At 38.0% G+C, this 12566-nt stretch carries 11 protein-coding genes; 6 read left to right on the plus strand and 5 right to left on the minus strand.

The annotated features are described in order from the left end of the window. Window positions 1–102 precede the first annotated feature (102 nt). Window positions 103–2121, plus strand: a complete 2019-nt coding sequence (locus L1283_RS01365) for a hypothetical protein (RefSeq protein WP_429625649.1) — start codon at window positions 103–105, stop codon at window positions 2119–2121. Between the two features lie 100 nt (window positions 2122–2221). Here the strand turns inward: L1283_RS01365 and L1283_RS01370 are convergent, their stop codons facing one another. Next, the gene (locus tag L1283_RS01370; RefSeq protein WP_429625650.1) at window positions 2222–2488 is read right to left on the minus strand and encodes a hypothetical protein; all 267 of its coding nucleotides are present in this window, start codon (window positions 2486–2488) and stop codon (window positions 2222–2224) included. Window positions 2489–2549: 61 nt separating this feature from the next. Beyond that, window positions 2550–3476: a diacylglycerol/lipid kinase family protein gene (locus L1283_RS01375; protein ID WP_429625651.1), complete on the minus strand. Its 927-nt coding sequence runs from the start codon at window positions 3474–3476 to the stop codon at window positions 2550–2552. Window positions 3477–3509: 33 nt separating this feature from the next. Between L1283_RS01375 and surE the strand changes: the two genes are divergently transcribed. Together surE and L1283_RS01385 are read left to right on the plus strand one after the other, a co-directional pair. Further along, the gene (gene surE / locus L1283_RS01380) at window positions 3510–4244 is read left to right on the plus strand and encodes a 5'/3'-nucleotidase SurE (RefSeq protein ID WP_429625652.1); all 735 of its coding nucleotides are present in this window, start codon (window positions 3510–3512) and stop codon (window positions 4242–4244) included. A gap of 24 nt (window positions 4245–4268) precedes the next feature. Further along, complete coding sequence (locus L1283_RS01385; RefSeq protein WP_429625653.1) at window positions 4269–5288, plus strand: aldo/keto reductase; 1020 nt, start codon at window positions 4269–4271, stop codon at window positions 5286–5288. Between the two features lie 102 nt (window positions 5289–5390). Here L1283_RS01385 and L1283_RS01390 read toward each other — a convergent pair whose 3' ends face one another. Next, window positions 5391–6587: a GAF domain-containing sensor histidine kinase gene (locus L1283_RS01390; RefSeq protein ID WP_429625654.1), complete on the minus strand. Its 1197-nt coding sequence runs from the start codon at window positions 6585–6587 to the stop codon at window positions 5391–5393. Between the two features lie 38 nt (window positions 6588–6625). Next, complete coding sequence (locus tag L1283_RS01395) at window positions 6626–6805, minus strand: lmo0937 family membrane protein (protein WP_286735451.1); 180 nt, start codon at window positions 6803–6805, stop codon at window positions 6626–6628. A gap of 212 nt (window positions 6806–7017) precedes the next feature. On the opposite strand from L1283_RS01395, the gene L1283_RS01400 reads away from it, so the two are divergent. From L1283_RS01400 to L1283_RS01410, 3 genes are all read left to right on the plus strand, one after another. Beyond that, complete coding sequence (locus tag L1283_RS01400; RefSeq protein WP_429625655.1) at window positions 7018–7890, plus strand: helix-turn-helix domain-containing protein; 873 nt, start codon at window positions 7018–7020, stop codon at window positions 7888–7890. 125 nt (window positions 7891–8015) lie between these two features. Next, window positions 8016–9236, plus strand: coding sequence for a TCR/Tet family MFS transporter (locus tag L1283_RS01405; RefSeq protein ID WP_429625656.1), 1221 nt, complete (start codon window positions 8016–8018; stop codon window positions 9234–9236). A gap of 242 nt (window positions 9237–9478) precedes the next feature. Further along, window positions 9479–11827, plus strand: a complete 2349-nt coding sequence (locus L1283_RS01410; protein ID WP_429625657.1) for a TonB-dependent receptor — start codon at window positions 9479–9481, stop codon at window positions 11825–11827. A gap of 84 nt (window positions 11828–11911) precedes the next feature. Here L1283_RS01410 and L1283_RS01415 read toward each other — a convergent pair whose 3' ends face one another. Continuing rightward, entirely contained in the window at window positions 11912–12421 is a 510-nt protein-coding gene (locus tag L1283_RS01415; protein ID WP_429625658.1) for an STM3941 family protein, read from the minus strand. Window positions 12422–12566: the final 145 nt, after the last annotated feature.

The following is a 12566-nucleotide window of genomic DNA, read 5'->3' on the forward strand; positions in this document are numbered from 1 at the left end:
CTATTCAAGTGGCTATTTGACACAATGTAGCGTGTTATTCTTTTAGATTAAAAAAACAAAATGTACCTAAATTTGGTATCTAAAACAGGGATTTTATAATTTATGAAAAAAGAACAGGATAAAGAGCAGCAGGTAAGCAGTTTGTTTATACGATTTAAAACTCAATTAGAAGACTCTGCTTATGTAAACGTCGATTTTTTGGTTCTTCTAGTGGATATCATTCGTCCCAAGCATACCAATCTGCTTTATCAGATCGATATTCAATTTTTACTGGATTATCTCCATGCCGCACCCGAGGAGCAGGAGTGCTTTCAGCTTTATTTAAAAAGAATTCTGGCCAGGAAAGATTTTGATCAGTTGATTTCAGATACAGGAATTATCAGCTATGCGGATTTTTTTTATGAACTTAAAAAAAGGATCACCGAGCGATACTTACCTTTTCAGCCACCCAAGTCTACTTTGCAATATATATTAAATCAGGTTTTTTACAAACCTCGTGATGCCGATTGGATTGTTACGGTTTCGCAAGAGCAGGTCGATGAACTGTTTCGTTTATGTCGATTCGAAACAATTTATGATGATGAAACTGGTTTTGGAATGATCGAAATATTGTATGGATTGGAACTGTTGGTTCAACGTATTACGGGGCGTGCAATGGAAACGGATGTAAACAAGATGGTGCCTGAGTTTCAAAATTTTGATAGTCCATTTATAGCCATTATGCGGGAATTTACCGAATTGAATGATCGTATTTTGCAATCGGATAATAAGTTTATCTCCTCGGATGATCTGTCTTATAAACAAATTTTGGTACTTCATAAGCAATGCGAATCGTATATTGAAACTGCCTTCGATAATTCACATCGCTTCGGAATTTCCATAAAGGTTAATCAATCACTTTTGCGCATGCGGCAACAACTTGAAAGGATCCGAGAAATCTTGCTTTTTTTAGTGATTGATAATCCGAAGGAAAAAAAGGAAAAGACTATCGCACTAACAATGACCCTGATTGGATACAATTCCCGAAAAAGCAATATTCGCAAATTGGTAGGGCAAAGTACACAGCTTTTAGCGTACGAGATTACTCATCATACTGCTCAGACTGGAGAACATTATATTACTTCAAGTCGGCAGGAATATTGGAAAATGTTCCGTTCTGCCTGCGGTGGAGGACTTATTGTAGGCGTAATGTGTATCGTTAAATTATTGTTAGGTAAGGTTCACAGCAGTGAGTTTGGTCATGCATTTTTATATAGCCTGAATTATGCTGTTGGCTTTACGTTAATTTATCTTTTTGGTGCTACCTTAGCCACCAAACAACCAGCAATGACTGCTTCCGCATTGGTCAACGCAATTGAGCAGGGGATTGCCGAACAGGGGACCAACAAACATCGGTATTGGATATTTGCTGAATTATTTGCGCGATTATTTCGGTCTCAGTTTATTGCTTTTGTCGGTAATGTTTTGATGGCTTTTCCGATGAGTCTTTTTCTTGTTTGGGTGATTCAACAATTGTTTCAGGTCAATATTGCGAGTGGCAAGTGGTTGCATCTGGTCAATGATCTCAATCCGATAAAAACGCCCTTGGTTTTGCATGCCTCTATTGCAGGTGTTTTTTTATTTCTTTCCGGTATTATTGCCGGTAGTATTTCAAATCGGGACAAGCATAACTCGGTATATTATCGTATTCAGGAACACCCCATGTTGAAAAAGATATTTGGAAAAGCAAAAACAAACAAAATAGCTTCGTTTTATGAAAAAAAATGGGCAGGAATCGTGTCTAACGTGTGGTTCGGGATATTTATGGGTTCAACAGCTTCCATCGGACTTTTTTTAGGTTTAAATCTTGACATTAGGCATATTACATTTGCCAGTGGAAATTTGGCTTTGGGCTTATTTGGTCATGGGATGGAGCTCTCTACCGACATATGGGTTTGGGGCATTTTAGGGATTGGAATTATTGGGTTCTTTAATTTTATGGTCAGCTTTTCGCTATCCTTGATGTTAGCCTTCCGCTCGCGAAATCTATCGTCGAAAGAATTGATTAAAATGGGAAAGGCTGTTTGGATCTATTTTAAAATAAATCCAAAGCTGTTTTTCTTCCCACCTCGAAAAGGTTAAGGGGCTTAATATTATCGTTGACTGCAATGTTTCGATACCGAGAGGTATATGTCCCCAGGTAAATATCCCACGTAAAGATTTAGGATCATTTTGCTATGATCTAAACATTGATGTCACCAGAAAGGTCGGGTTTATCTTCGTTATCTTTTTCTTTCTGTTCAGCCTGTGCTTCCTCCTTGTTATGGGTGCGATCGTCTTTGAGACCAGACAGATTGGTGTTAGGGCCCTCGTCTTCTTCTTTAGAAGCTTCCTCTTCCTGTGACTCGGACAAGTCTGGGCTTGGCTCACGTGGATCCGGATTTGGGATAGCAGTCATGAGAAGGGCCACCATGCCTAGTTTATTATTTATGTTTTTTAATCTGTTCATTTTAACTCGTTTTTTTAAAGAGAACATTTTTCGAACCATTATCGTTGGCTGAAATCGTATCTTATTTATTGCCTGTGACAATTTCAACTATACCTTGCAGCAAGGTAAGCTTCAATTCTTGGCCAAAGTAACTCTTGCGCTCATCATCGATGTGTATTTCTTTGCCTTCCCATTCCATCGCTAATCGACTAGCCCGGATAGGTATTATTTTAAATTCGACGTTGGTTCCATTCAATAGTCCATCGATATAGCTTAAAAGTTCCTGACGTTGATCGGCAGTGACAATGATGATATCAAACTGTCCATCTCCAGGATCAGCATCAGCAGCAAGCACTAGCCTCGGTCCGATGCTTGATATATTCATGATCTCAACTAGTATGCACTCTTTTTCATAGTTATTTCCAGCTACCGTAAGTCTCAGTGTGGTAGCGGGGAATGTTTCCACCAGCTTGCGGAGCTGTCTTAGTGCAGTTTTGATTTCATCTTCCGCACTAAGATCTTCGGTGTTTTTTTTATCCATTTTTTTCATTAGTGTAGGAAATACCCCAAAACCGATAGATTCAATAAAATATAGAGGTTTTCTTTCTAACCCTATGACCATCCCTACATCGAATTTTTTAAGTATAGCGCTTCTCCACAGACCGATAGCTTTTTCAGAGTCTAGAGGAATACCAAGAGAGATAGCAATATTGTTTGCCGTGCCTTGTGGTAATATAGCGATCGGCCTCTTAAATCTTAGCTTTTTTTCCAGTAGACCCATAACGGTCATTCTTATAGTGCCATCACCGCCAGCCAAGGCGATGATATCCGTCTGTGCGTCGATCTTTTTGACAGCATCTTTTTTTGTTACTACAGTGCAATTGTGGCCAAGATCTTCAATCAATTGACATAGTTCATCTTTATCTCCATTCGAGTCATCCCCAGCAGCAGGATTGTGTACTAACCTTATGTTTTTGCCATGTTCTTTCATAACAGCAGAACAAAGCATGCTTGAGATTGGTTTTCATAGAAAAGGACAGCTATGAATATACTTATCACCAATGACGATGGTATCTATTCACCGGGGATTGCGGCACTGGCACAGATGGCGAAAGAGTTTGGGACGGTTAAGATTGTTGCACCCGATGTTGAGCAGTCGTCAATGGGGCATGCTATTACGCATTCTCGGCCCCTAAGCTATCGGCATGCGCCTGTTACTTTTGAGGATATTGATGCCTATAGGGTCAATGGCACACCGGCAGACTGTGTAGCCTTGGGTTTGCATATGTTTCCAGATACGCAGGTTGTACTTTCTGGTATTAATATGGGGCCAAACTTAGGCAATTCAATGTGGCACTCAGGAACATTGGCTGCAGCAAAGCAAGCCACATTGCTCGGGATTACTGGTATAGCATTGAGTACACCTGTTGGAAAGACAGAACCTGATTTTGAAGGGCTATCTCGGTGGACAATCGAGGTACTCAAGATATTACTGAAAAATAAGGGTCCTGCTCTTTATAATGTGAATTTTCCACCCAAACCCGAAGGGGTTTCCTGGACAAGACAATCAGTACGTTTATATGATGGCAGTGTGGTGCCCGGAGAGGATCCCATGGGAAGGAAAAACTATTGGATTACAGTGGTGCCATTAGAACCAGCTGAAAAGGGGACTGATCGCTGGGCAGTAGAACACAATTTGGTCTCTATTACGCCTTTACGTCTTGATCTTACTGCACATGATGAACTTGCGGCAAGGCAGACAAGCGAACATAAATAATAGCAAGTAATAAAACACTACAAGATGGTAACAGCCGAAAATTTAATACAAAAGAAAAAATTCCGTCCCGCCAATAAAGCTGGATTTGGGGGAGTGGCATTGGGAAATGGATTTCAGCACAACTCAGATATTGAATGCTTAAAGGCAGTCGAAGCCGCCTGGAATGCAGGGATAAGATTGTTTGATACCTCGCCATGGTATGGTTTGGGTATCAGTGAACGTAGGATGGGCTTATTTTTAAAAGATCAGCCTAGAGAAAGTTTTACGTTGTCAACAAAAGTAGGCCGATTAATGTTGCCGCAGGAGGATTTTAAAATGGAACAATCGTTATGGAAAGGAAAATTAAATTTTGCTTACCAATATGATTATAGTGCTGCAGGAGTGAGAAGAAGTATTGAAGATAGTCTGCAGCGCTTGGGATTATCTTCCATTGATATGGTATTTATTCATGACCTTTCACCTGACAATGGAGATATGAAAGACAACTATACACATTATTTTGAGCAAGCTATTCATGGAGCAATGCCCGAATTGACTAAGATGCGAGAAGAAGGAGTTATTAAAGGTTGGGGACTTGGAGTCAATACCGTTGCGCCTATCTTAAAGACATTGGAAGTTGCTGATCCAGATATTTTTCTTTCGGCCTGCCAGTATTCATTGATAAAACATGACGATGAACTGAATCAGGTTTTCCCCAAAGTTGCTGAAAGAGATATTTCCATTATTGTAGGAGCTCCATTATGTGCTGGATTTTTATCGGGTAAAGACCGTTATCTCTATGATGGGAAGTTTCCTGCCGGTGTTAAAGAAAAGCTAAATGCTTTGCAACAGGTCGCGGAAAATCATGCTGTGGATCTCCGTACAGCAGCATTGCAATTTGCAGCCGCTCCCGAAACAGTGTCCGGTGTTATACCCGGAGCACATACCGCTGAGCAGGCCGTGCAAAATGCACATTCCTTTAAGGCCAAGATTCCCGCCGACTTTTGGAAAGAGTTAAAACATGATAAACTTATTGAAGAACACGCACCGGTACCCAATACCTAAGATACCTGATAAGATTAAGGGTGTGATTAGCGCACCCTTTTTCTCTTGAATAAAGTATCTCAGCGAAAACTAATTCTCGTTGAAATCATTGTCCATACTTTATTATTGAACAACTGTAGTTGAATTTATGGGGATCATTAGTTTAAAAGTAATTTTATTGTCTTTTAAATTTACGACTATTTTTCCCTTATGAATTTTTACTATTTCACTCACAATAAATAATCCTAATCCGAGCCCATTACTATTGACTCCTTTTACGAAAGGCTTAAATAGATCTGTAAGATCTGAATATTGAGGATAGGCGACCTCATTTGTAACACTAAAAATGAAATTTTCTTTTTGAATGCATGCATTTATTTCGATATTTTCATGAGGATTACCATGTTTTATAGCATTTCCAATTAAATTAGCGAAAGCCCGCCCCATTTTCTGATGATCACAAGGTACATCAACTGGAAGGTTGATGTTGGCGATTAGTGCCCTATTGTGTAATACTTCAAATTCCGATAAGATTTGCTTAATCAATGAATCCATGCGGTAATGATCATTAATTCTAATTAGCCTGTCTTGAAGACGGATACTACTGAAATCTAAAATATCATCTATCACACCTTTTACCCGTGATGAAGCCTCCTCTATTTTCTTTACTAAGTTTTTTTGGCTTTCATCTTTAATGTTTGCGCCAAGATATTGCGATATCACTTTTACGATGCTGACGGGATTATTTAAGTCATGGGCCAAAGACGATAAAACGAGTTCTCTGTTTTTGGAATAACTGAGTTCCTGTTCTAACTTTCTTCTCGTATTTCTACGTTCAATTGCAGTTTTAAAATCTATTGCAATCAAATCACTGCAAACAGGGAGCAACGTCTCCAATTTAATTGGGTCGAAGTGTACAGGTTCCGCATTCATGAAACTCAAGTGTCCAACAATAGAATTATTTTTGTTAATAATGGGGTAAGAGATATAGCTTTTTAAACCGAATTCATGAAGAACTTGCGTCCATTCGTCTACAGAACACTGCTCGCTATCGTCAATGTAAATAGGTGAGAAACCTTTCCTTATTTCCTGATATATTTTAACGTAGTTTTCGCTGTTTTTATTGACGATCTGCTGAGAATGATAATCATAAACGCACCAATTCCCCCATTTACGGCCAATTTTCCTGCGTATCATGCCATACCTCATTTTCGTGTGGCCACATAAAGCCTCCAAAATTCTTTGACAGGAGTCGAAGTCGCTCTTCTTCGTATGCCTATCGTACCATTGATTTTGATTTAATTGGTTTGGGATTGTCATTTTTACTGCCGGTCTATTTGTTTACGAATAGCTTTGACTTACTGTTGAGGTTGGTGCACTTTAGAATTACTAATACCCTTTATTGCGCGAAATATAAATGCTATAGCTGCAATAATTAAAAGAATATGAATAAAATCTTCTGTTATGAATCCGCCCACAAAAGTAATCGCCCAAACAATCATTACGCTAATAGCTACCGAATATAATAGGTCTTCCATATAATATTATTCTTTATTGAAGAACAATATCTAAATAGAATCGTTTCGTAATTTTGTAACTTGATAAGAAAACTTACAAAAAAAGCCGTTTTACATTAGTATAACGGTTTTTTTCTTCAATTTCTACGACTTAAAACATTGATTCCCTTATGAAAATGGTAAAAGTGATGAAAAACACATGTTATGCTGTTTTTTTTTAACGACATTTGAACATGGCTCTATTAATAACTTTGGATAATGTCTATCAATTGTATAATCTTGACTTTTCAAAAAAGACGGAAGGCATAGTTATTCTTAGTCAACGACATGGCCCTGGGAAGAAGTATACAAGTCATAGCCGCATATTTGATGGTTTATTATTAGGTTTTATGGTACAGGGATCTATGAAATCTCAAATCCATTTCTTAGAATATGAAGTAAACAAAGGGGACATTGCTATTTTGCAGCCACAAGTGATGATCGACACAAAATCATTGAGTGAAGATGCTGAAATCATAACAATCGGTCTTTCATTGGATTTCATTACAGAATTTCCTGTTCTACGGGAGTTTGTCATGAACAATCAAATAAGATGGCAGCCAATTATTAGACTTCAATCGGAAGAAATTAAACTCCAAAATGAATTATTGACCCTTATACAAAACTTCTACCATAAAAAAGCAAGTCCCAATAAGACACAAATGCTACGGCATCTCGTCATGGTGCTTGTTAGTATGATTTCTGAAGTCTATTCTAAATTACCAAATAACAAAAATTTGGTGAAAAGCCGTACGCATGAGATTATCGATGAATTTTATCTGCTTGTTTCAAAGTATGCCGGGCAACAAAGAAGTGTTGTATTTTACGCTGAAAAACTACATTTAACACCTCAATATCTTTCAACTTTCCTCAAACAGAAAACTGGAAGATCTGCATTACAATGGATTGATCATATCACAATTCTACATGCTAAAACATTATTAAAATCTTCTAATTTATCAATCAAAGAAATCAGTAATGAACTTCATTTTGAAGAAACAAGCGTCTTTTGCAGATACTTCAAACGAATTGTTGGTTTGTCACCAACAACTTATCGAAACGTGTGATAGATGGTATTCGTTTAACTATCGAAGGCATTTACAGATTTTCAAGTAGAATTAGCTTTCAAATGGTACGTAAACACCATTAAATTGTCAATAGCTCTTTTTCCCCATCTGTTTAATTTTACGGCATGAAAAATACAGGAAAAAAAGCAGCTATCGGGTTTATATTTATTACCCTGTTGATTGATATAACAGGTTGGGGCATTATACTTCCAGTTGTTCCTAAACTCATTGCAGAACTTATTCATGGAGACCTTAGTGAAGCAGCAAAATATGGCGGATGGCTCGGCTTTGCTTATGCTATTACGCAATTTATATGTGCGCCTATAGTCGGCAATCTCAGTGATAAATATGGTAGACGCCCAATTATCTTAATTTCTCTTTTTGGATTTGCCATCGACTATATATTATTAGCATTGGCTCCATCTATCAGTTGGCTCTTTTTGGGAAGAATCATTGCTGGGCTAACTGGGGCTAGTATTTCAACCGCTAGTGCATACATCGCTGATATATCCACGGATGAAGATAGAACCAAAAATTTTGGTTTAATAGGCGCAGCTTTTGGTATGGGGTTTATCTTGGGCCCGGTAATCGGTGGTTTACTTGGATATTACGGCGCTCGAGTACCCTTTTATGCAGCCGCTTTATTATGCCTAGTAAATTTTCTCTATGGGTTGTTTTTCCTGCCGGAAAGTTTAGATAAGGATAAACGACGACCATTTGATTGGAAACGTGCGAATCCCATTGGAACATTTAATTTTCTGAAAAGACAGTCGAAAATAGCGCGCCTTGTTGTTGCCTTGATTTTGGTCTATATCGCTCTTCACGCCGTGCAGAGTAATTGGCATTTCTTTACCATGTATAAGTTTAATTGGACAGAACGGACGGTTGGCTTATCACTTGGGTTACTTGGATTATTGCTTGGATTAGTACAGGGGGTTCTAATAAGATGGGTAACCCCTAAATTAGGCGACGAGAAAAGTGTATATTTTGGATTACTCTTTTATGCGATCGGTCTTATGCTATTCGCATTCGCTAGTGAAGGATGGATGATGTTTGTTTTCCTTATCCCATATTCTTTGGGCGGAATCTGTGGACCCGCACTGCAATCCATTATTAGCAAGAGTATTCCTTTAAATGAACAAGGTGAACTTCAGGGAGTGTTGGCAAGTTTGGTAAGTGCTACATCTATTATTGGACCTCCTATAATGACAAACTCATTCTACTATTTTACACAGGATAAAGCGCTATTTCAATTTTCGGGAGTGCCATTTTTTCTGGGATCCATTTTAATTTGCATGAGTGGAATTATGATATATTTTGTTTTTCAACGAAATAATAACCATTAAGAAAAGGGGATAACGCCTGCCAACTGTAATCGAGAAATTGTTACTTGTATCGATAATGGATTCATATTCTAAATTTTTAGCTTTAAGTATTTCCTAACTTTACTATATTTGCCATTAATAATAATTAGTCTAAATAGTAATTATATCTTTTTCAGATCAGGCTTTCCCAGATAGAAAGGTTTGGAAATAGACAGATATCAATATGCGGACAGGACGAGTGATTTTTTAAATACCTTCAACACGTGAAAACAACAACAAGATCTTGGTTTATTACCCCGAAAACAACATTGGCGAGCAGTCTATTGGTTTTAAGTTTTTCCATAATTCCAGCAATAAGTTTTTCAAGGGAAAGACCGATTGCTGTCAAGAAAAATGGTAATGATCAAGAATCGGGGACAATTAAGGGCAAGGTGAAAAATTCAGAAGGGAAAGGTTTGTCCAATGTGTATATCAATATTGATGGGATAAATAGCGCCAAGACTGATCATGAAGGGAATTTTATTTTTTCAAAGATTCCTAAAGGCATTCACTCCATGACCGTAAAGCATATTGGTTTTCAAGAAATCAAATCGCAGATCGCACTGGAAAGGGAAACCCTCGAGCTCCCAGATTTTGTCATGGAGCAAACAAGAAATCATTTGAATAAAGTTGTCGTAACGGCGAGCCGACTGGCTGAAAGTATTGACGAAGTGCCATCATCAATTACCTATATCGGAGGTAAGACCTTAGAAGATCAACGTCTGATAAATGACAACCTACCCAATATTTTAATGCAGAAAGTGCCCAGTATCTCTCCCAGTGAGGAAAGCCAAAACAATTTTATTGCTAAAATACGTGGTCGGAATTTTTTGGTACTTATTGATGGAATTCCTCAATCGACTCCATTAAGAAATGGCGGAAGAGATATGAAGACGATAGACGCTAGCGCAATTGACCATATTGAGGTCATCAATGGTGCTTCTGCAATGTATGGAAATGGTGCCGCCGGTGGTATAATTAATTACATAACAAAGAAGCCAAAGACAGACAGGAGTTTTCATTCTTCCACCTCTTTAAATAATTCCCTAAGCTTGGTCAGACCAGATGAAACATACGGGTATAATTTGGCACAAGTATTTTCTGGATCGAAAGACAAGTTTGATTATGTTGTGCAAGGAAAGATTGCGCGAACAGGTGTGGTACGTAGCTCCGATGGTACCATTGTAAGTCCATTTTATGGCCTGGGCGAGACAAAAAGTTATAATGCCTTAGCAAAGATTGGTTATCAGATTAACGATAATCATCGTGTTGAACTTATGGGTAACTATTATAGAAGTGTTCAGGATAGTAAATATGTTGGCACCAAGGGGGAGTTTGGCAGTAAACCTGCTATAGGGATACCTTCAGATACAGTGATTAACGGTGGGACACCTTACAATAAAGCTTTTCATGTAAAGTATGATGGTAACTTTGGTAGAACCTCAGCAAATATGAGTCTGTATTATGAAGATATGAACACGGTATTTGAAAGCTACAACCAAACATATTCTGATCATAAGGGAGCCAGAATAAATTTTAGTACGCCCTTTGATCTATCCAACAGCAATAAGGTAACTTTAATTTATGGAGTAGATCTTTTAAAGGATCACACGGTTCAAAAAACGTTGGACGATGGATTAGTGACACCCGACATGAATATGAAAAGTGGCGCCCTATACCTTCAAAGTAAGTTTAACCTGGCTGAATATTGGATCTTAAAAGGTGGTGTGCGATACGAAAACTTGGATTTCAAGGTAGGAGATCTAACAAAAGCAGGGAAAGTCACTCCTGGAGATAAGAGCAACTCAAACTCATTTGTATTCAACTTGGCAGGAAGGTATAATAAATTAAAATACCTGCAGCCCTTTGTATCATTTTCACAAGGGTATTCTATCGGCGATGTAGGACTTGTATTACGGAATGGAGTACCTTTGAGTCAAATTGATCCGAAGCCTGTAGTTGTCAATAATTTTGAGTTGGGACTAAATGGAACCTATGCTATGTTAAGTTACCAATTGACCGGGTACTATAGCTCTTCCAAAAAGGGTAGTACTTTCGCAGAAACTTCAACGCCAGGTAATTATGAACTGATTCAGGTGCCTCAACGTATTTATGGTTTGGAATTTGTAGTCGATGTAACCCTTGTTGAATGGTTGAAGTTTGGTACTATACTCGGGTATATGGATGGTAGACAAGATTTGAAAAATGAGGGAAAATATAAGGATAAATTGGATAATTCCATTATTTCACCTTTTAAAGTAAATATCAATGCAGATTTCAAATTGACAGATCGGTGGAATGTCTATCTGCAGTATTTACATTTGGGGAAACGCGATGTGTTTCAACCTTCTGAATATAATTATGGCAAATATCCGATTTCCGGCTATGGTCTGATGGATTTCCAAACACGCTACAAATTAAAGAATCTGGCGTTCATTTTTTCAGTTAATAATATCCTTAATAATGATTATTTTCCACTGCACGCGGAGGTGAGGGGAGCTACAAATGAAGGCCGTTATTATGTAAAAGGAAGCGGAACAATAGCGAATTTAGGTATTCAACTGGATTTGTAATACAACAATTTGATACGATTAATAGAAACAAGCCCCTGTAAGATTTTTATAGGGGCTTGTTTATGGCGAGTCTTTTCCCTCTTATTATCGCTTATACCGCTCATAATACTCTTCTATCAATTTTTTGAGTGTATTGAAATCAAGCGAAAGTTGATCTGCCGAAACGGCTATTCCATTTTCGCGTACATGTTGTTGTACTTGTGGAGAGAAATGCTGCATATAATTTTCGGGATGGTGTAGCTTCAAAAAAACAAAATGGACGCCATGGGCCATTCCTGTCGAGACAGATTGAATAGCAGTCCATTTTACAGTCCCAGCCTTTATTCCTACTGGCGTACCATGATATCGAATGCCATTTGCGTTCAATATTAGGCCAGTCCGATCTTTAACAAATAGGCTTTTTACTCCGCCAATTAGACAATAACATCCTAAGCCCCCTAAGGTCAACATCAATGCTCCAGGGAAAATTCTTATTTTTTCAGCGACAAAGAAAATATAGTAAGCAAATGCCAAAGCCGCTATCGTCAACAGTAAGCCAAATAGCGCCAATTTCAGACGTTTTTTGTTATCGAATTCTATGATAGTCTCGTTCATAATTAATGTTCTCTTTCACATCTTTATCTGACTAAGTTAAAAACAACGCTTTTTAAATTTTCATGCGAATTTCAATTCGTGTGGAATCGTTTTAAATTCGCAGTATCTTGAGGTCTATCTGTATTTAAGCTATTTTCTAAACTCA

Origin of the sequence: Sphingobacterium sp. HSC-15S19 (genome assembly GCF_050433745.1) — a bacterium.
Classification (GTDB): domain Bacteria; phylum Bacteroidota; class Bacteroidia; order Sphingobacteriales; family Sphingobacteriaceae; genus Sphingobacterium; species Sphingobacterium siyangense.